The organism is Zobellia sp. B3R18 (assembly GCF_018860715.1).
Lineage (GTDB): Bacteria > Bacteroidota > Bacteroidia > Flavobacteriales > Flavobacteriaceae > Zobellia > Zobellia russellii.
This window is the reverse complement of the sequence record NZ_JAHKQG010000011.1, coordinates 677,533-698,694: the sequence shown is the minus strand read 5'-3', so window position 1 is coordinate 698,694 and position 21,162 is coordinate 677,533. Positions and strand designations below refer to the sequence as shown.

At 40.1% G+C, this 21,162-nt stretch carries 18 protein-coding genes; 3 read left to right on the top strand and 15 right to left on the bottom strand.

The annotated features are described in order from the left end of the window. Window positions 1-77 precede the first annotated feature (77 nt). The gene (locus tag KO513_RS09460; protein WP_215913173.1) at window positions 78-1,706 is read right to left on the bottom strand and encodes a hypothetical protein; all 1,629 of its coding nucleotides are present in this window, start codon (window positions 1,704-1,706) and stop codon (window positions 78-80) included. 274 nt (window positions 1,707-1,980) lie between these two features. Between KO513_RS09460 and KO513_RS09455 the strand changes: the two genes are divergently transcribed. The 3 genes from KO513_RS09455 (at window position 1,981) to KO513_RS09445 (ending at window position 4,898) form a co-directional block, all read left to right on the top strand. Next, window positions 1,981-2,313 (top strand): single-stranded DNA-binding protein, encoded by a 333-nt coding sequence (locus KO513_RS09455; RefSeq protein ID WP_215913172.1) that lies wholly within the window; start codon window positions 1,981-1,983, stop codon window positions 2,311-2,313. Window positions 2,314-2,326: 13 nt separating this feature from the next. Continuing rightward, window positions 2,327-4,522 (top strand): DNA helicase RecQ, encoded by a 2,196-nt coding sequence (gene recQ, locus KO513_RS09450; protein ID WP_371735559.1) that lies wholly within the window; start codon window positions 2,327-2,329, stop codon window positions 4,520-4,522. A gap of 61 nt (window positions 4,523-4,583) precedes the next feature. After that, entirely contained in the window at window positions 4,584-4,898 is a 315-nt protein-coding gene (locus tag KO513_RS09445; protein ID WP_215913171.1) for a GIY-YIG nuclease family protein, read from the top strand. 101 nt (window positions 4,899-4,999) lie between these two features. Here KO513_RS09445 and KO513_RS09440 read toward each other — a convergent pair whose 3' ends face one another. From KO513_RS09440 to KO513_RS09375, 14 genes are all read right to left on the bottom strand, one after another. Next, a complete protein-coding gene (locus tag KO513_RS09440) occupies window positions 5,000-6,289 on the bottom strand; it encodes a phenylacetate--CoA ligase family protein (RefSeq protein ID WP_215913170.1) in 1,290 nt (429 codons plus the stop codon). Continuing rightward, entirely contained in the window at window positions 6,289-7,965 is a 1,677-nt protein-coding gene (locus KO513_RS09435) for a C45 family autoproteolytic acyltransferase/hydolase (protein ID WP_215913169.1), read from the bottom strand. Before KO513_RS09435 ends, KO513_RS09440 begins: the two co-directional genes overlap by 1 nt. Before the next feature lie 54 nt (window positions 7,966-8,019). Continuing rightward, on the bottom strand, window positions 8,020-8,901 hold the full coding sequence (locus KO513_RS09430; protein ID WP_215913168.1) for a cupin-like domain-containing protein: 882 nt from the start codon (window positions 8,899-8,901) through the stop codon (window positions 8,020-8,022). Then, window positions 8,901-10,448: a phytoene desaturase family protein gene (locus KO513_RS09425; protein WP_215913167.1), complete on the bottom strand. Its 1,548-nt coding sequence runs from the start codon at window positions 10,446-10,448 to the stop codon at window positions 8,901-8,903. Before KO513_RS09425 ends, KO513_RS09430 begins: the two co-directional genes overlap by 1 nt. Next, on the bottom strand, window positions 10,445-14,134 hold the full coding sequence (locus KO513_RS09420; RefSeq protein ID WP_215913166.1) for a 1-acyl-sn-glycerol-3-phosphate acyltransferase: 3,690 nt from the start codon (window positions 14,132-14,134) through the stop codon (window positions 10,445-10,447). Before KO513_RS09420 ends, KO513_RS09425 begins: the two co-directional genes overlap by 4 nt. Then, entirely contained in the window at window positions 14,127-15,296 is a 1,170-nt protein-coding gene (locus KO513_RS09415) for a DUF2062 domain-containing protein (RefSeq protein ID WP_215913165.1), read from the bottom strand. Before KO513_RS09415 ends, KO513_RS09420 begins: the two co-directional genes overlap by 8 nt. A gap of 92 nt (window positions 15,297-15,388) precedes the next feature. Further along, window positions 15,389-15,892 carry a ubiquitin-like protein Pup gene (locus tag KO513_RS09410; RefSeq protein ID WP_215913164.1) on the bottom strand — a complete coding sequence of 168 codons (504 nt, stop codon included), beginning with the start codon at window positions 15,890-15,892 and terminating at the stop codon, window positions 15,389-15,391. Window positions 15,893-15,897: 5 nt separating this feature from the next. Beyond that, the gene (locus tag KO513_RS09405; RefSeq protein WP_215913163.1) at window positions 15,898-16,266 is read right to left on the bottom strand and encodes a 3-hydroxyacyl-ACP dehydratase; all 369 of its coding nucleotides are present in this window, start codon (window positions 16,264-16,266) and stop codon (window positions 15,898-15,900) included. 4 nt (window positions 16,267-16,270) lie between these two features. Further along, window positions 16,271-16,858: a porin family protein gene (locus KO513_RS09400; protein ID WP_215913162.1), complete on the bottom strand. Its 588-nt coding sequence runs from the start codon at window positions 16,856-16,858 to the stop codon at window positions 16,271-16,273. Continuing rightward, entirely contained in the window at window positions 16,855-17,466 is a 612-nt protein-coding gene (locus KO513_RS09395; protein ID WP_215913161.1) for a hypothetical protein, read from the bottom strand. Before KO513_RS09395 ends, KO513_RS09400 begins: the two co-directional genes overlap by 4 nt. Then, a complete protein-coding gene (locus KO513_RS09390) occupies window positions 17,447-18,064 on the bottom strand; it encodes a LolA family protein (RefSeq protein WP_215913160.1) in 618 nt (205 codons plus the stop codon). The genes KO513_RS09395 and KO513_RS09390 overlap by 20 nt, the downstream gene beginning before the upstream one ends. Beyond that, window positions 18,057-18,833, bottom strand: a complete 777-nt coding sequence (locus KO513_RS09385; RefSeq protein WP_252735737.1) for a polysaccharide deacetylase family protein — start codon at window positions 18,831-18,833, stop codon at window positions 18,057-18,059. Before KO513_RS09385 ends, KO513_RS09390 begins: the two co-directional genes overlap by 8 nt. Next, window positions 18,827-19,891 (bottom strand): beta-ketoacyl synthase N-terminal-like domain-containing protein, encoded by a 1,065-nt coding sequence (locus KO513_RS09380; RefSeq protein WP_215913159.1) that lies wholly within the window; start codon window positions 19,889-19,891, stop codon window positions 18,827-18,829. Before KO513_RS09380 ends, KO513_RS09385 begins: the two co-directional genes overlap by 7 nt. Then, the gene (locus KO513_RS09375; RefSeq protein WP_215913158.1) at window positions 19,869-21,092 is read right to left on the bottom strand and encodes a beta-ketoacyl-[acyl-carrier-protein] synthase family protein; all 1,224 of its coding nucleotides are present in this window, start codon (window positions 21,090-21,092) and stop codon (window positions 19,869-19,871) included. The genes KO513_RS09380 and KO513_RS09375 overlap by 23 nt, the downstream gene beginning before the upstream one ends. Window positions 21,093-21,162: the final 70 nt, after the last annotated feature.

Sequence of the window (21,162 nt, the reverse complement as noted above, 5' to 3'; positions counted from 1 at the left end):
ATAAATATACACAGACCTTTCGGTTTTGTCCTAAACTCCGCATTACGTTTAGGCTTTGTTATATTGCGTTTTTTTCTTCATATTTTCTTGCCGAATTTCCTAAAGGCACTTACGAATTGATAGTAACACCAACCCATTAAAATTCTTGAACTAAATGAAATAAAATAATTCATCCCTGATAATTCTGGTACAGAACTATTCTCAATTAACTGACTTAATCTGTGAGTTGGATTTGCCAGAACATATAGATTTTTCCAGTTTTCTAATATGAAATTGAATGTTTCACAAACACTCGTCCAATATGACTCTAGGCTAATCCAACCTATTGAATATGGAGCTTGCGGAAGGGCAAGCACATAAAGTAGATACAAGCCAGACAATACAAGAATGAAGCAAATGAAAGAATGAGTAATTGAGGTGCCGTGTTTGTTAGAAATGTTATTCAGGAATAAAATAATTTTGTCTTGACCACTTAGTTTTTTACTTTGTCGAATCGCTTCATACATTTTTCGGTGCATTTGTAACGCCTGTATCTGGTCCGATTGGTTTGATAAAGCGATTTTCAGTTGCTTATAATTTTCATATTGATTATTAAAATATTCAGATTCTTTTTTTAGAGGATAATGTATGTTTTCTAAGGCTTCAATAGACTTTGGAAACTCTGTTGCAGAAAATTTGGTATTTTCCAATGTAGTTCTGTAAAAACTAACAATGTCAAAGCTGTTTATTTGGACTTTGTTAAACCATGTATTTGATAAATCTGAATTTTTAATTTCCAGTTTACTATCTTTTTCTATGGCATGGAAATCATATAAGAGTAGTTTCGAGCTACTAAATTTATCAATAAATAGGCGATTACATGTAGTATGTTTGATATCAATAATTGCTTCTGAATCGCCCTTTAAAGAGATGTCTTTAAAAATGGCGTTTGAAATCTTGACACTTTTTGTAATATTTGAATCAAGACGAATTGAAATGGAAATATCTAGTTTTTTCAGTTCGTCGTTTGTCAAATGATATTTTGCCTCTATCAATGAATTATCTTCATTTTTTATACGCTTAATACCTTTTTCGGTTGATTTCTTAAACTCAACAATTAATTCTTGTGGATTGGTTATGTAAAAATTAGTTTTATATGAAAAAATCCTATCTAAAGATTCTTTTTCTTTGAGCTGCCTATTTACCTTTCGCATATGAAAATCTTCTATATAAAGATTATCGTCAGCATAAGAAATAAATAATTTTGTTTTTGGGTTATTGTTTATAAATGCTTTACAAAAGCTATTACGAATTGAAATAATTCTTATAGAAGAGTTAGTTATTACCAATCTTTCTAATACAATACATTTGAAAACAGAAGTATTGGTTAAAGAACATTTGTCTATTTCTAAATCTTGAATGAAGCAATTGACAAAATATAATAAGAAAGTTTGTTTATTTATATTTGATTGGATTTCGTGTTTATGCTTGTTCTTTTCAATTATGCAATCCTCAAATATCAATTCCAATTCCGTTATGTTGGTTTGAGTGAGATGAATCAGAAAAACTATTCCTTCTCTAAAAATGCATTTGCTGAAAACAAACTTTTTTTTTTGAAGTATGATATTTTCTAAATATTGAATATTTACTGCATTGGTAAAATCAATATTGGAAATTATTTCTTCATTTCCATTTAGATTTATAATAGCTCTACTAGATTCTGTCATTTATTTTAAAGGTTTGTAGAAATGCAATATAACAATTGTATAAAGCAACTAGTTGCTTTATCTCTATTTTAGACCTAATTTAATTAAATCTCTCAAACTATACTGGTTTGCAACGGTTGAAGTGTCTTCTTACAGAATATTTATTCGTTTTCAAACGTTTACAAACGAAAACAATTGTTTTGTAACCGAATACAATTTGCACCCCGTTCTATGTTTGCAGTGTTGAATCATTGTGGTTCAATAGTATGAACTGTTTAACGTAAAAATTAGTAAAATGAACGCCTTAAAAAACAAAGTACAGTTGATAGGAAACTTGGGTCAGGACCCGGAAATCGTAAACATGGACAATGGTAATAAACTGGCCAAATTTTCCATAGCTACTACAGAGAGTTATAAAAACGCACAAGGAGAGCGGGTAGATGATACCCAGTGGCACAATGTAGTGGCCTGGGGCAAGACCGCAGAAATTGTAGAAAATTATCTCAGCAAGGGAAAACAGGTTGCGGTAGAGGGCAAGCTTACCCACCGCTCCTATGAGACTAAAGATGGTGAAAAACGATACATTACAGAGGTACGTTGTAACGAACTTTTAATGTTGGGTAAATAGAATATACCGTTCTTTGCAAACCAAGCGATACCAAGATGACTCAATACCGTGTTTTGGCTTCGCTTTGTTTGTTAAACTGGTCCTTCCGGACAAGAATCTCTTTACGTACTACATGACGCTTACAACAGAACAAGAACTTCTTCCTCTTTTAAAAACAAATTTTGGTTACGATTCATTTCGGCCCAATCAATGGAACATCATTAGTGATGTGCTCGCCCAAAAAGATGTTTTGGCCATTATGCCAACGGGTGGCGGAAAATCGCTTTGCTTTCAACTTCCGGCCTTGGCCATGAACGGTACGGCTATTGTTATTTCCCCGTTGATCGCCCTGATGAAAGACCAGGTAGATGCCTTAACGGCAAATGGTATTTCCGCGGCCTATTTTAATAGTTCTCTAGAAGCGGAAAAAAGGGAAGCGGTAGAAACCCATTTGTATAAAGGCGAGCTCAAATTATTATACGTGGCACCGGAGAGTTTGGGGCTCTTACAACACATTCTTTCGGAAATAACCATTAGTCTCTTTGCCATAGACGAAGCGCATTGTATTTCTTCCTGGGGACATGATTTTAGGCCTGCCTATACCCAATTGGGCGGTTTAAAACAGCAGTTTCCCGAGGTTCCTATAATTGCGTTAACGGCCACTGCGGATAAAACCACTCAGGACGATATCCTGGAACAATTGCGTATTCCACATGCGTTGCGGCATTTGGCCTCTTTCAATCGTCCTAATATTTCATTGGAAGTACGTCCGGCGCAAGACCGTATCGGTCAGATTTTGGAGTTTTTGGCGGAACGGCCCAATGAAAGCGGAATCATCTATTGCCTTAGCCGAAAAAGTACGCAGACCATTGCAGATAAGCTATTGGCATCCGGTTTCAATGCCAAATCCTACCATGCCGGACTTCCCGCAGAAGAGCGGAGCAAGGTACAGGAAGATTTTATTACCGATCGCGTACCCATTATTGTGGCTACGATCGCTTTTGGTATGGGTATAGATAAAAGTAATGTGCGTTGGGTTATTCATTACAACCTGCCCAAGAACGTAGAGGGCTATTATCAGGAGATTGGCCGTGGCGGAAGGGATAGCCTACCTGCCCACGCTTTGCTTTTTTATAGTTTTGCCGATGTGGCCCAGCTGCGCAGGTTTATTGCCAATAGCGAAAATGCAGATGTGGAATACGCCAAGTTGGAGCGGATGCAGCAATTTGCCGAAGCATTAAGCTGCCGCCGGATTGCCCTGCTCAATTATTTTGGGGAGCACATGACCCAGAATTGTGGCAATTGCGACATTTGTAACCGTCCGCCCCAATATTTTGATGCTACCGTCCTCACCCAAAAAATCTGTTCCGGAGTGGCCCGTTTAAAGGAAAAGGAAGCCATGGGCATGTTGGTTGATGTACTTCGCGGCGCACAGAACGCCCAAGTGGTCGAAAAAGGGTATCAGCATATCAAAACCTATGGCGCCGTCAAGGACGTGTCTTGGCAAGATTTACAGCAGTATATCATTCAATTGCTGAACCAAGGGGTGCTTTCCATTAATTTTAGGGAAGGTGGCCGTCTTTCGCTTACGCCCCTCGCCAAAGAGGTACTATACGATGGCAAGCAAATTCAGCTGGCTATTCTGGAGAAAAAAGAAAAATCGCAAGCCAAGAAAACCAGTAAGAGCAAAATGGCCGCAACCGGATTGTTCGAGCGGCTCCGGGTGTTGCGCCAACAAATTGCAACTGAGCAAAATGTTCCGGCTTACGTAGTTTTTAGCGATGCCAGTTTAAAGGATATGGAACAGAGGCTGCCCAAGAACGAAACGGAATTTATGGAAGTTTCAGGTGTAGGTCAGGCCAAATTGGAAAAGTACGCCGCTCCATTTTTAAAGGAAATAAAGGCGTTCAATCAACCGGTAAAGAAGAAGAAAAAGAATCCCAGTCATCAGCTTTCGTTTCAAATGTTGAAAGATGGTTTTTCGGTGGAAGAAATAGCAATGCAACGCGGTATACAGGAAGGTAGCGTTTACAATCACCTACAAAAAGCACATGCCGAAGGCGCAGATGTAGATTTGAGTCGGTTTATTTCCAAAGATGAAATTGCAAGCATTAAAAAAGCACAGTCCGAACTTGATCAGCCCGAAGGCCTAAAAGTGTTCTTTGAATATTTTGAGGAGAAAATGCCCTACTGGAAAATTCAAATGGGCTTGTACCTGATCGGGAAGTAAAATGCTGGCTTCGGCTGCGCTCAGCCATGCATTTTACATGAACATGCAAAAAGCAAATTTTATGGGACCATACTATGTTTACATCTTAGAATGTGCCGATAAAAGTTTCTATGTAGGTTTCACCAATAACGTTGAGAGAAGGTTAGAAGAACACCAAACGGGATTTTACGAGAATGCCTATACGAATAAAAGACGACCGGTGAGGTTGCTATATCACTTACAATTCACAAAAGCATATCAAGCGCTTCAGATTGAGAAACAGTTAAAAGGCTGGTCTCGTGCTAAGAAAATAGCATTAATGAACCGTAAGTTCAAAACGCTTCAAATTCTTTCTGAATGCCGGAATTACTCGCATTCAAAGTATAAACCAGAGTAGGATGAGATTCGCAATGTCAGCAGCACCGTATAGCTGAGTACAGCCTGAAAATAGCTTTTGTTTATTAGCACCGTATGGCTGAGCGCAGACGAAGCCAGGTGCTACTGCCTCTTATCGATTACGCTAATAGGTTTTCTTCCCAGTTTGGACATCCGCAGTTTTTGGATTTCCTCGTTAGGACAGATTTCAATATTTGGGGAAACCCGCAACTTGGACCTAAAATGGTCCTTAATGGCCTGCATCAATTTAGGGTCTGCCGAGGAGGAAGCTATCTTTATCAGGATTTCATCCGTACCAATATCGTTATGATATATCTCGAACACGTAACCGTCCACTTCCTCAAAATCGTTCAAAAGATTGTCCATTGCGGGCGGGTAGAGGGTGGTGCCCTTGTACTTTATCATTTGTTTTTTTCGGCCAACCACAGGTCCTAAGCGCATGGTGTTCCTGCCACAAGCACAGGGTGAGGTATGCGCAACCACAATATCTCCGGTCTTAAAACGAAGCAAAGGCATAGCTTCTACACCCAAAGTGGTAATGGTGAGCTCTCCTTCTTTCCCATGGGCAACGGGCTGGTCGTTCTCATCTAAAATTTCCGCGATGATAAGCTCGGGATGGTGATGCCCTCCTTGCTGCTCCGAACATTCGGCAAAGGCGGTGCTCATTTCAGTGGAAGCGTAGGTGGAATACAGTTCAATATTCCATTTTTCCTTAATTTTTTGGGCAAGGACGTTCAATGAAAAATCTTGGTTTCGCAAAGATTCGCCAATGCAAATGGCACCTTTTACACCAGAAGCGTTAATGTCTATTCCATGATTTTCGGCATATTGAATCAATTTCAACAAAAACGAAGGCACCACAATCAGATAGGTTGGTTGGAATTTCAGGATGGTGTCCCATTGCAATTCCGGAATACCTGCACCCACACGAATAATACCTGCGCCCAATTTTCTCACTCCTAGAAAATAGGCAAGACCGGCCATAAAACGGCGGTCCATAGTAGTGGTCATTTGTATAATATCATCTTTACCCACTCCCGAACAGGCCAAAGAAATGGCTTCGTTATGCGCCAAGCGGTCTAAATCCTTATCGGTCTGGCCTAAAATTACAGGGTCGCCCAAAGTGCCCGATGTGGTCACAAAATCTATAATCTGCGATTTGGGCACGCAAAGAAAATCATTGTTATGTTGCTGTAACTGCTCCTTGGTGGTTACGGGCAGTTTGGCCAAGTCCTCAAGTGTATTAATGTCCGTTGGATGTATTTTATATTGACGAAAAAGACGTCTGTAGTAAGGCGACTTCTCGCTTACGTAACCTACGAGTTCTTTTAGCTTTTCTTCTTGAAACGCCTTGATTTCCGGGATGGATGCTTTTTCTATTTCTGGAATCATTATTTGAGCTTCCTTTTGGTTTTTTTAATGTACTTGTCTAGGACTTCCGTATCGGGTACTGTGGTTATCTCTTTGGAGCGTGCCGTCTCAAAAGCTTTGAGCGCTTCTTGATAGTTCTTTTCTTCATAGTGGTACTGTCCCACAAGAAAATGTACCTCCCAAAAGTCGGGATTTATGGCTACAAATTCGGACAAGACTGCAGGTTCAATTTTCTCTTCGGAAGCAATAGCAGCGGTTATTTCTCGGTTTAAATCTCTATAGCGTTCATAATGACGATAGGCCAAAGTACGCAGAAAAGGGTCCGGAGCTATATTTTTATCGGATAAAGAAATAGGTTTGGCCCCAGGGTTTTGGTCGGCATTTTTAAAGACCTCGTTTAGGTCATAAGCCACAAATTCTCCCAATTGATACGGGTTGCTGGAAACCCAGACCATAAGGTCTTCCGGTTGAAATACAATACCGTGGTGCGCCAACATTTGGTTGAGCGCCTTTTCATTCCCGTACCCGATACGTTTGTTATCCAGTCCGTTTTTGTTCCTTAGGATGTCTACCGCGAGCTTCGGAGTAACTTTGGGAGCTTCGTCCAGAAGTTCTTCCATACGCTCATAACGGTATTGGGAATGGCTTTCAAATATGTGTTTCCGGTTCTTTTTATCATCGGCGTATGCCTCACTTTGAAAGTGATTGGAGCAAACCAGTTGGTTCCCGTTTTCTACTTCGTAAACTCCAAAGTTATGCGGCGAAACCTCAATAAGAGCGGCTTTTTTATCTTTGGCACTTCCCACAAAAATAGATTCGGAAACAAAGACTTCGCGCTTTCGTGCAATGGCTATGGCTTCCTCAATGGTTGAGGCATACTGTAGAATTTCCCGTGTTACCAATGAAATGGGAGTCTTGGCCACTAGGGGGAATTTAGATTTTCCGGCATTGATGGTTACCGTTAGTCCTTGGTCGTTCATACCTGAGACTACGCCCACCATACCTGCCCAGGTAACGGACATGAATTTGTGGCCTTCATCGGGGGCTACAAAAGCAATGATTTTGTTCTTGGCAAAATCATCTCCCGCATAAAAATCAAAGTTCCTGCCTATTAAAAGTTTGCCGTCCGCAGTATGGTCTCCCCAAGCAGCAAAGGAGGAACAACCTACCAATGCAAGGTCTTGCAGGGCATGGCCAATGTCATGCGCTCCATGAAAGTACATGACGCGTGGGTATGGTGCTGCTATACGGTCATAGTCTTTGGAAGCATATTGAGAAATGCCATAAATTTCGGCCTTGTACTGCTCATCTAAATGCTTGTACATTTTTCGGTTGAACCAAGCCAAGAATTTCCGGAGCAGTTTCTGCTTTCCTTTTTTGGGTACGAGGTCGTCTATTTTTTCAATGAACACACGTTCCTGTTCCTGAAAAAGCTCTTGGGTGAGATTTCCTGTTTTAAGCCCCAGTTCATAAGGATTTCCGGAGACATAAAGTTCATAAAGCCCCTGTTGGTTCTTGGTCAAAAAATTAGTGCCCAGTAGATATGTTGAATCTGTAAGTTGCTGCCGCTCCGATACATTTGCTTCGTATTGGCTTATGTTGGGCAAGTCTTTTAGTGATTTAGAAACACCGCAGGACCCCAAAAGAAGGCCCAGGACCAGAAGAACGTATATTTTTGGTGCTATTTTTTTCGACATTACATCAATCAGTAAAAGCTAATAGGAACAATTAAGAGGTAAAAGTACGCCGCCTCAACTGTTTTTTATGGTTTTCAAGTTCTTTTCTGTCCGTTTTTTTGCCCATCGGTCTTTATAATCCAACCATTTTTGTCCGCGGTATTTGCGTGTTATATTATCTATGTGGCGCATAATCATAACATTGTAGAGCATATTGGCAAAACGCCCCGGGTGCCTAGGTAAGGCACGTAGCGTCATAGAAAAACCACCGTTTAAATAGCGTATGCTATGCCAATAGCCACTGGGCATATAGAGGGCATCTCCGTGTTTCATTTCGGCACGAATACATTGGGCATACTGTAAGGCCGGGTATTTCTCAAAATCCGGATGGTCCATGTCTATATCTTCAATATTATGAATGGAAAAAGGCACTTTGTACAGGTATTTTGTTTGTTCGGGAGAGAAGAGGTTTACCACTTTGTCCCCATCAAAATGAAAATGCATACTATCCGGTAAATCAATATCATAATGCATAAATACTTTAGACTTGCCACCACCAAAGAAGAGTGCCGGTAATTTTTTAAAGAATTTTAGGCCAATATCCGGGTATTCAAAGTCTTTGAGCAATTCGGGCATTTCCTTTAGGATGTTGTAAAAGAAAATCCGTAGATCCGTGGGTTCGGTTTTTAGGATTTCAATGTACTCGCTCAATTTCATTTCCTTTTTGGGCGCATAAACACTTTCCTTGTCCTTTGCAGGTTCATTGTTGTACAAGGGCACAATTTGGTCTCCGGCACGCTCTTGAATATAATCTAACTTCCATTTGGTATAGGCAGGCCAATCTTTGGTAAGCCCAGTAATTAAAACCGGCTTTTGTGGCTTGTAATAGTTTTTAATGAAGTCCGCTTTTGAGATGTTTTCTACGCGTTCTACCGGAGTTGTTTTAAACTGTCCCATTATGCATCTATTTTTTCGTTGGTCTTTGTGTGCCCTTTGGTTATTTTTTCAAGCAAATATTCGCTGCCTAGAATTTCGGAACAGGTAACTACGCTACTAATGGTCACGCCTAAAATACCGTGCATATTAATGCTCTGTCCGGTAAAAAATAGATTTTTTATTTTGGTTTTTGGGGAGATAAAGGTCTTTAGCGGATTGTTGAAATCTTTGGCGTAACCGTACATAGAACCCTCATTGCAACCAATATAATCCCTGTAGGACAATGGTGTAGATGTATGAATTGATTGTATGCTTTGCCGTATGTTCGGAAATTTTTGCTCAAGGGCGTTTAAAAACGCATCTATCTTGGTCTGTTTGAATTCTTCGTACGTTTCGCCCCTGCTATTTTTTTTTGCCACCGTATTAAAAGTTCCGGACCAAGGCTCTAGTTCTTCATAGCGCATATAGGTTATGGCGGTCAATTGATCCGCCCACTCATCTTGGTTCTTACGGGTGCCCATAGAGACCATGTAAGCTTCGGGCCAGGATTCTTGGGTATAGCGATGCGAGTTCCAGACCGACTCATAATTTTTAAAGTGATAGTAATTATGGTTCAGGTATTTAAACGTTTTGGGCTTTAGTACAATGTGAATGCTAAAGGCCGAAATAGTGCTATCTATACTCTGGATGCGGTTGGCGTACGACTTTCTAAAATGTTCTTGCCCTACCATCTTAATGGTAAGCTTGGGCTCTATATTGGATATGAAAAGGTCTCCTTTTATAACAGCACCGTTTTTTGTAGTGACCGATACTATTTGCTTGTTTTCAACATTAAACCGGGTAACCTCACTATGTTTATAGGTTTCGCCTCCGCTTTCCTTTAAACGCTTGATGAGCAATTTGGTTATTTGGCTGCCGCCATCTGCACATCTATAGGAACTTTGAATGTATGAATTAATGGATAGGGCATGCACATAGAACGGCGTTTTTCCTTCCTCACCTGCATACAATAAATTTGAGCCGGCAAGTACGGCACGCAACTTTTCGTTTTCCGTAACCGAGTCTATATATTTTTTGGCCGGTAAGGTAAAAAGCTCAGTGTCCTCATGATAGGGTTTACCAAGTCTTAGATTGTAAAGGGGAAAACGGCTGCAGGTTTCCTGAAGTTTTTTGCAATAGGTACTAATTGCTTCTTTTTCCTCCGGAAATTCCTTAACGAGTTTGTCTTCAAAATTTTTGTAACCCTGGGCATGCGGATATTCCTTTTCGTCACCATCAAAAGTAATCAGGTCAAAGCCGTCTTCGTCCAGTCTTGTAAGGGTTAAGCCGTCCAAAATATCAAGATACTCAAAGTAACGGTAAAGGTTCTGGCCTTTTTCAAGTCCTCCTAAATAATGAACGCCCGTATCAAAAATGGCCCTGTCGCGAACAAAGGTCTGTAGGTTGCCTCCGTATTGGTTGTTCTTTTCCAGAACACAGACACTTTTGCCCTCGCGTGCCATAATAATAGCAGAAACGAGACCGCCCATGCCACTACCAACTATCACAACGTCATAATGTTCTTTCATTGACCCTTTGTCTTTTTTAGTAGCCTAAAGTTATCATTTTGTTCGCTAGTAATGAAACCTAACGTTTCTAGTGGCTCCACTTCAATTTCCCGCGCATTTTTTAATAGAATCAATGTATTGAAATTGTTGTTTAGATGTTCCGCAAGCTGCTCCATTTCTAATTGAACGTCCAGAATAAGCACATCGGCAATTGTGGTAAGCGCTTCTTCCGGACTTTGGGCAATATTAATTTTGCTGTAGTGCCGGGTTAAGAAATTATGTTGAAGTAAAGAAGTGGCTTCTTGATCCTTAAGGTGTACCGTTATTTTTCTGTCTATGGAATCTAGGGCAAGGAGCAAATCTAACTGACCAAAACCCTGTGACAGATGTACGATTCTACTTTTTAAGTCAATTTTTTTCAGAAGGGAGTAGTAAGTCTCTTTATGGTTTTCTAAATCTTGTTCAACCGCTTTATATATTTGGTCGCCCTTGTATCTGTAATTTTCCAGCAGCGTTTTCTTCCAGTAATCTTCATCTTCTATTTCGTTTCTAAGTCTTCTGAATTCGCTTCTAAAATAGGCACCCAGCTGCTTGGCGCGCTCACTGTAATTTTTACCGTATTGGGTATCATGTGCCTTGATTCTTGGTAGCAGCTCAATGGTTATGCTACCATCTCGGATAATAAAACTGCCCTTGGGCAATACTTCGGAATTTCCGTGAATGAGCACCGGAAGAATGTCCAACTCAAATTGTTGTGCCAAATAGAAAGCTCCTTTGTGAAATCGCTTTATTTTATTGGTGGAAGATCTAGTGCCCTCCGGAAAAGCAATAATACTAAACCCTTGGGCCACTTTTTCTTTTAAAAAAGCCTCGCCATTTTCTATGCCACCGGAAACGGGGTAAGCTCCCGCCAGTTTTGCCGCACTACCAAAAACGGGAGAATTATAGACCCAATCATTAACCATGAATATAATCTTTGGATGCAGCATGCCAATGGCCAGGATATCCAAAAAGCTGGTATGGTTGGCAATAATCATTACGGGTTTTTCAAAAGTTTCGTTAAGCGGATTTCTTATTTCCTTGGATACAAGAGGGTTGGTGTACAGTACGGAACCCATTAATTTAGAAACTGCTCTATGAAAGCCCCGGTTTTGTTTCGTACGGCTTTCCGGTGATAGTTTAAGTTTTAACCATCCGTATATGGAGTATAAAAATCCGCCTGTTCCAAAATACCCGAACGATAACACTGAATGTATAAAGTACCGTACCGAAATTGGGCGTTTATCCGCACTGCCAATAAATAACCTAAACAATAAGGGCTGCACGGTAAAGGCCACGAATGCCGCAGATAGAATGCCTATTAATGATACCGTTGAAATGGTATAGAGAACGGGATGTTTCGCAAAAATTAAAACCCCCACCCCTGCAATTGTAGTAATCACCGAAAGTAAAATAGAGGTTTTATGGGTATGCAATACAGTTTCACCTGTCCTATATTCCGTGAGTAAACCGTTAGTGATAAATATGCTATAATCAACCCCAAGCCCAAAAATAAAGCTACAGATGATGATATTGAAAATATTGAATTCAATGTGAAAAAGGCCCATTATACCCACGGTTAAAAACCAAGTGAGAAAAATAGGGATACTCGTTACTACCGTTAGCGATAGGCTGCGGTAAAATAGCAAAAGGATAAGCAGTACTACAATAAGTGAGTACCCGATTAGGCTGTTAAAATCGTTTTTAAGGTTGCCCAAAAATGTCTCGTTTACTTGCTGGCGGTCTATGAGAAGTGTATTGGGTAAATTTTCGAACTGTTTGCGCAGCGCATCAATATGGTAATCATCTACCTTTACTAAAGAGGTAATGGTGGTGCCGTTATCATCATGAACAATGTAATCGTCTAGAGAAAAAGATTTTATGGGTTCAAAATCGGTTACCTCCATCGGCTTAAAATCCGAATGTAATAAATCATAGAATTTGGAGAACGTAGTGGGTTTGAACCCAAACTGGGCACTATTCTCAATTAGATTTTCTTTAGTAGTATTAATTTTGTCCGGACTCCAAAATTGTTTCCACACCCTAATTTTTTCTTCCTGTGTTTTCTTGGAACGAATGAGTCCACCAACCGAACTAAAACTTAATATGGACTTATTTTTTTCCAAGGTTTTAAGTACGTCGTAAAGCGAGTCGTTTTGCGCTAAGACCGTTTGGGTATCATTTCCGTAAGTAGAAATGTAGATAGATTTTGAACTGATGTCAGTTAAAATTTCCAATCGTTTTCTAGCCTCGCTAAGTACTTCGGTTTCATAGTTTAGCTTGGCAATGTCCTTGTTAAAAACAACCTTGTTATAAGTGAAAATACTAATGACCGAAAATAATACCAGTACAATAATGGCCCATTTGGATTGGTGAAAATCGAAAGCCGCCACACAATCTAAAATGGTCTTTCTTGAACTTACGGCTTTACTGGCAGAGTAAACCTGGGGAATGAACAACAGGGCAAAAACGGAAGCGCCAAGCACACTTACCGCTGCAAAAATACCAAGGTCCTGCAAAGCTTGCGACTCTAAGAAGAGAAGGCATAGAAATGCGGAAGCGGTTGTAAGGCTGCTCATAAGGATAGAAGGTGCCACCTCTTTGTAAAGACTTTCCGCACCATTCCCGTTACGGATGTGGGTAAGGATATGCAACGCATAATCTAAAGTGACTCCCAGTAGCACCGAGCCTATACCCAAGGATATGGCCGAAATTTTCTCACGTAGTATACAGAGAAAGGCAATGGATAATAGGGCGCCAATAAGCGTAGGTAAAAATAGGATAAAGGGTAATGCCAACTTACGGTAGAACAACATTAAAATTATAATAAGCAAGGTCATGGCAATGCTTACCGTAAATTGAATATCGCTACGAATCTGTTTAGCATTGGCCACGGCAACAAGGGCCGCACCGTAATATTCACTGTGTACTTTTGTGGCGTATGCCTTATTCAACTGCTCTTGCAAATCATAAAGTGCGTTTGAAAAAGGTAGATTTTTATCCGTCTCGTTAGAACCAAAAGCAGGGGTGAGGAAAAGCAGGATATTTTTTTCCTCTTTATCCAGAAGAAACCCGTTCTTTAATTTAAAATCATCTCCAACGCCTAGTTCTTGGAGCCTTTTGAGGGCAATAAAAGATAGCCGCAAAGGATCTTTGATGATGGTTTTTTTGGCTACAATACCAGATGGTGAAATCAGGGTACGGTAATTTTCGGCGGTTACTGTGGCAATACTATCGGGCTCAATTTTATCTGTAATGCTCGGGTAGTCTTCAGTTTCTAAAAAGAGTGGGAGGTTATTGTAAACTAAATCCAGTGTCTTGGGAACATCATCGGAATTTACCCGGCCTTGTACACCTTTTATAAAGTTGGCTTGGTTCTTTTCCAAACTGTCCAGTATGGCCTTCGCATATTTAGTGAGGTTGTCAACAGTACCTTTTTCTTCTTTTTGTATGTTGATGATAATCTTGTCCGTAAATGTTATGGACTTTAAAACTTTTTGTACCCGCTGAGCTTCTTCATTGGCGGGAATAAGAGAGGTAATATCATCTTCAAATTGAATTTTGGATACAATAAGGGAGAGCCCAATTAGAACCAATAAGAGTACCGCAGTGGAAAGGAGCCTTTTGCGGGCAATGAACTTATATGCTTTAAAGAAGAAATTACCCATTGTCTACCACCATTTTTTTCTTTCCCAAGAATAGAATTGTAAAGTAACCTACAATTCCAAAAAATAGGGCGGATAGGATAGCCAGGGCAAAACTGCCGATTAAATAGGTTTTCAAATTTTGAAGCATTCCAAAGTTTTCGGTCATGTTCTCTATTGAAAAAGAAACCTCTTCGCCGGTAATCAATACGCCTATTTTTACACTAAAATAGATAATAAAAGGTATTAAAGGAGGAAGACTAACGTTAGAAAATGCAAAGGTAATTGCTTTGTTCAGGCCAAATAGCGCTGCCAAAGCAAAAACGAGAATGGTCTGAAAACCCCAAAACGGAGCAATGCCCAAAAATACGCCCAAGGCAATGGAAAGCGCTTTGGTCTTTGGAGGGTCGTCACTACGCAGCAGGTCTTCTAAAAGGAATTTTTTAAATCCTTTTTTTTTTATTTTCCGAAGGAAGTTTCGGGGTTTGATGTATAAAATGGCTACAATTACCAACCAAGTATTGAGGATGCTTATGCGTGTAAAATCTGGTACGGTCCTAAAGTGGGAAACCCTTTCCGTTTCATCGTACAGGATACGCACGGGAACATTTTTAACCAATGTTCCATCCCATGCCAACCGAACGATAACCTCAATTTCAAATTCAAATTTTGGGGTGTAAAACTTTAAATCCTTCAACTGTTTTAAAGGGTATAGGCGGTAACCGCATTGGGTGTCCTGAAGTTTGGTACCAGTTTCGAACCAAAACCAAAAATTGGAAAATTTATTTCCAAAACTACTTTTGCCCGGCACGTCTTCTTGCTGCATGTTTCGTGAACCAAGGTACAATACATTGGGTGTTTCCTCTTTTTGCAGTTCATCTAAGAAAACAGATAGGTCTTCAGGAAAATGCTGACCATCCGAATCTATGGTTATTGCATAATCATATCCTTGGGTAATTGCGGCTTTAAAACCCACTTGAAGCGCATTTCCTTTGCCTTTGTTTTCCGGTAAATGAATTTGTTCAAGGGTAGGGTAGTCTTTTAAAATTTCAGCTGTGTTGTCCGTTGCGCCGTCATTAACGATGATAATGGAGTGGGTGCGTTCTAAAATACCATCAAGCACCCGTCTTAAGGTTCCACCGTTATTGTATGTGGGTACCAATACGCAGCAATTAAGTTGCTGCATAGTATTTTGGAGTGTTGGGGTAGGGGTTGACACGAGCAATTTTTTTCAAAGGGTTCAGCAGACCGGACCTGAATTTTCTACAAAGATACGTATTACGAACCTTGTAGCAATTGTCTTTCCGATTCGCTAAAAATCTCGGATTTGGAGATATATCCTTTAACGAAATCCTTGCTGTTTTTATTGGAAACGGAGTTAAAATTATCCAATATAAATTGCTTGTCTTCTTCAATGTTTTTAGTGTAGCCCGTAATCTTGGGTACATTCTCTTGTACGCTTAAACGAATGCACCGTATTTCTACATTTTTAGGCTTTGCCTCCAGAGCATATTCCAAAAGCTCCGCTCCTTCTTTAAAGTAGTTTTTCTTTTCTTTTATTCCTTTGGCGTACTTGGCCATCATAGTGATGACCGCTCCCTTATAAGCTACGAGGGTTTTGTCATCTGTCTTGGAGACGGACATTAGTTCTTCATGGAGGGTTTTTGTGGCCGCTTCACTATCCGCTGCCTCAATATAAGCCGTTCTAACTTTTGGCAAGTCTACTGGGCGTGCCATGGATAAAGCGGATACTATAAACAGAAAAACGAGCTTTAAATTCATAATGTCTAGGTTAGAACATTAAAAGTAGCACTAAGCTTTAGCGCCAATGTTTCTTCAAAGGAAGTGGTGTTTTTAACTTTTACCGTTTCATCATCCTCGGCAATGGTTAATGTAAGCTCAATAACATCATTTTTTTCGGGATTGATAATCGCCATAAACTTAATGTTTGACGCAACAGAGAGAAATAATTTTTTCCCAGTGGCCTGTTCGGTCAGCTCTTTGATAATCTGAATCATGCAAACTCCGGGCATTACAGGGTTTCCTGGAAAATGCCCTTTAAAGACCTCATGTGCGGCGTTCAGTTTAACCGTAGCCTGTACCGTTTGGTCTTCTTGTTTAAAATTTTCTACGGTGTATAAACCTTCGATCAACATGTGTTTATAGTTTAAATTTATATGCGGCACCTATCTGGAATACACCGTTAAGGTTACTTCCCGCTTCTTCGTACAGGTCATCTTCCCCAAAGAAATCAACGCTTATAGTACCCTGTTTGTAGCGTGCTTCAAGAATCAATCCAAAATCGAACTCATAACCTATACCTCCAAAAACGGAGACGTCTACAGGTAAAATTTCATCATCACCGTTAAAGTTGGTCAAATTAACAAAATTGTTTTCAAAGTTAATATCCACACCTAGGCCAACTATAAAATGAATGCCACTATTTGGGCTCACAAAGAATTTATTGGGTAACCCAATGGAGATGTAATTGATGTTAACGTCTCCATATTGGTCGGAGTTGGATTTTCCACCTTGATTGGAATACAATAGTTCTGGTTGTAGGGAGTAATAGTCAGAAAATGGAATGTCTACAAATGCTCCTACATAAATTCCGGATTTTGTGTCTAGGGTGGTGTTGCTAATGTTGGAGTTGTTCAATCCTAATTTTATTCCTGGGCGGGTCTGCGCGACTGCCGTTCCCGACAAGCCCAGAACCATTAGGGCAAAGAGTAGTTGTATTGTTTTCATTTCAACGCTTTTAATGCAATATGAAGTTTAAAATTATGGTGGGCTATTTCAATTTCTTTTGCAAATTGCTCTTCTATACGGGTGAATTTGAATTCTACTTTTTCTTTGTTTCGGTCTACGCGGGCAATTTTATGTAGTTGCCCATTGTTGTAATAAAAATAATGTTTTTTAGAGAGGATGTCCGTTTGTAAGACCGTATCCTGAGCTAGTTTAAAACTATTCTTTACCCTGGATTTCTCTTGTATCAAGGCTTTAAAATCCCTTTTTAATATATTAAGGAGTACTTTCTTGTCCAATTCCTTAAGAATGCGATTTACCTTAAAATCATTCCCTTTAAAAGTAAAATCAAAAATGGTATTCCCTATTTCTGTGGTAAATGCAATGCGGTGGTGTCTCTCACCTAGCTTTTTCACTATGAACAGGCCACCAAAAGATTTGTTGAAAGCATCTATTTTAGCCTTGTATACATAGTCTTTTTTGGTATTGGAAAAATAAGGGTTCGTAGTTTTTTCCTGAAAATCGTTAGCAGGCTCAAATCCTTTTTGAGAGGGATAAGAAGCACAGCTTACTAAAAGAAGGAGGCAAAAACTACTGAGTAAAAACCGCATCGGACACGTTTTTGTTCACGACGCGATCTGAAAATTTAATGTGCGTATAATCGTCGGAAGGTTCAATCATCTTTACCTCGGTAACATCGCCTTGGGCGTTAAACGAAAGGTGAAAAGCCTTTATAAATTTGGAGAACTGCTCATCTTTAGGGAGAAAGTAAACTAAGCTAGAATCGTTTATTTTAAAATATTTTATGTTGAATTCATCATCATTGAACATATCCCCGCGAATACTGGCGGTAATAAGTTGATTCAATTGTTTAAATATCTTGTTGGAGCCCACATCCATATTACTTTTATTACCGTCATCGTTAATGAACAGTGTTTCATTTTTGAAGAGAACGGAATAGGCAAAAGGCTTGGTGTATTCCCACTTTACCAAATTGGGCACTTTAAAAGCCAACTTGCCCTGGGAGACGATATCATCCGAAAGGAAATCTAAATGCTTGTATTGCGTAAAACCGCTCAATACCGTGGTTGTGGCGTTTGCCCTGGTCTTTACCTTGACCTTTAAAGCCGTAGCTTCCGCAGGGGTCATTTCTTTTTGGGCCACAGCGGATAAGGATATAAAAAATAAAAGAAAAAGTATCTTATGCATACGCTTCGATTTCTAGTAAACGGTCAACAGTAACCGAACTCAGATTTTTCTCTCGCAAAAATAACAATAACTGTTCCAAAACACGTATTGTTTTTTCGCTAGTGTCGTGAAGCAGTATAATATCACCTTTTGAAACCTTTTTCGTAATGCGTTCTAATATAGTTTTTTCGGACCTAGATGTGGTGTCCAGTGAACGTACGTTCCATCCAATGGCCTGTATGTTTAGCTGGTTAACGGCTTTTGCAATCTGTGGATTGGTTACCCCAAAAGCTGGGCGGTAGAGTGTCATCTCTTTTCCGGTTAATGTGTGCACTGCTTTTTTTGTCCTAGTAAGTTCGTTCATTACTTTATCCAACGAAAAAAAACCGAAGGTATTGGCATGCGAGTAGGTATGGTTACCAATAGTATGCCCTTGGGCAATGATTTTTTTTAGGATTTCCGGGTGTTTTTCAACCTGTTCGCCTATGCAGAAAAAAGTTGCTTTAGCATTATATTTTTCAAGTAAATCAAGAACTTTTGGGGTGAATTCCCTATTGGGTCCGTCATCAAAAGTTATAGAAACCCAATTGTTGTGAAGGGCTTTGTTGGAGTGTAAGGCGTATAAATGGTAGTTCCATTGGATAAAAAAAGAGCCAAATACGGTTATGGCGAACCAAACGAACAGTAATAAAAGAATAGTATGCCAAGGCGCATGACCAAAAAAATAAAGTGTTCCCAGTAGAAACAAAAGAGCAATGGCGGCGGTATTTACCCTATTCCGCTTTAGCATTTTTGGATTAAGGTGAGGCTATGGTTTTCTCCTCGGTATTGGTTGTACACCAAGATGGTCTGTAGTTTAGCAGGCTTAATAGAATTTAGTTGAACACTGTCCGGAACGGTCTGGGTCTTTAAAATTTTATTGGCCAACCAAAAGGCAAACCCCGTTGCGGTATCATATTCTCCTGAAAGATGCTTGTAATAAGCTTGCGGTGTGTTTGTTAAAAGGGAGTTGCTAAGTCGCTCATAATAATGGTCATAATTAGCATCACCATTGTTACCAAGAATAACCACGTCTATATCCTTAACGGTCATTTTGTTGCTTTCAAGAAAAGCAATGATTTTTGACTCTACCTGTTCTTTGGCAAGTGTATTGAACGTTTTTACTGCAAGTAATTCTGCATAGCAAGAGTTTGATTTTTCCTTGGAGAGCACAAAAAAGTGAGACCCTTCGCCCATGACCATACCTTCAGAATTGGATTGCAAAAGGTCTTTTGAGGCAACAGGTTCTTTTTTAATATGCCCGATCAGACGGTGCGTTGTTACGTGATGTTCTACCAATTCATCTACTCCTCCAACTAAAACCGTATCGGCCTCATTGTTCTGAAGCATCATTTTTGCATCTATAAGCGAAGACTCAAAAGAAACAGCCGAATGTACAAAAGTGAAATTATGTCCTTTACAGCCCAATCCTAGTGCAATTTGCCCGGCTACGGTATTGTGGGAAGACTGAATAAAGCGGGTAGGGGTCAAAAATTGTTCGTCGTTCTTTATGATGTCGCTAACGAAACGTTCCGAGTCTCCAATGCAACCTAGACCGGTACCAACGATAATGGCATCTACATTTTCTATTCCCGCCTCGGTAAGGGCGTTTTTAGAGCTTACAGTACTCATTTTTATACCACGGGCCATGCGTCGCGCCGCTGCTGGTGGAATGTATTCTTTGTAATTAGGGTTTATTACGTGAACCACGGAGTCCGTATACTCGGTTATTTCGTTAAGAAACTCGCTGTTGTCAAAAGTTTTCTGTGCCGAAACGGAACCTACGCTATTTATATATACTGGTTTCATTGGCTTCTTTGGAAAAGATTAGAGTAGAACAGTTGCCGCCAAACCCAAAAGAATTGGAGAGTACATGGCGTAACTCTTTTTGTTTTACCGTGGTTTGCGGGAGCAAATTAAACTCCTTCATGGGAGTCTTGAAATTCAGGTTGGGATAAATTATGTTGTTCTGCAATGCCAGAACAGAATATACGGCCTCTATACCACCCGCAACCGCCAATGTATGGCCTGTAAACGCTTTGGTGGAGCTGAATTCCGGTACTTGGTCTCCAAACATACGGAGCAATGCACGACCTTCGGAAAGGTCGTTGTTAGGGGTTGCGGTACCATGGGCGTTCACATAATCAATATCCGAAGGCTTTAAACCCGAAACTTTTAATGCTTTTTCCATGGCAAGAACCGCTCCATCCCCATTTTCGGAAGATGCAGTCTGGTGAAAGGCGTCATTAGCATTGCCATAACCCGTTACATAGCCCAATACTTTTTTGTTGTCCCTTTTTACTATCTCGTCGGATTCCAAAACAAGATAGGCAGCGGCTTCACCAAGATTCAACCCTTTTCTTTCATCGTCAAAGGGGGTGTTATAGGTGTCGGATAAAATCATCAAGGTCTTAAATCCGTTTATGGTGAATTTACAAAGGCTATCCGTACCACCCACCACTACACGGTCTAACTGTCCTGATTTTATCATTCTCGCTCCCAGCATAATAGCATTTGCAGCAGAGGAACAAGCGGTACTTATGGTGGAAACAAAACTTTCCGTTAACCCTAAATGGTCTGCAAGTTTTTGGGTAGAATCCCCAGCGTGGAGTCCGTTAATATGACCCCAATGCTCATCGCTCTCAAGGTATTCAAAATAATATTTTTCGGATTGGTCCATGCCACCCACGGTGGTCCCGGAGATAAGTCCGGTTTCGCAATCGTTTATATCGGTAATTCCAGCTTGGTTTAGGGCTTCATCGGCAGCAAGCATAGCCAAAAGAGCAGTTCTTGATACTGCTGTTTCTTTGGCAATACCAAGTTTTTGCTTTAATTGGTCATTGGTCATTTCAATTTCCCCGACCATAATATCGTTTTTATGAACGGTATCTACTTTAGAAATTCTTGAAATACCAATTTTACCGGAAACCAGCGCATCGTAGTTTTCTTGCACATTGTTTCCAATGGCAGAAATAGCGCCCATGCCGGTAATTGCTATGCCCTTGCACATATTAATTTGGATGTATTAATAGATATGGAATAAAAATACGAATCTTAGGCTTAAGTGCTATAGTTGTATG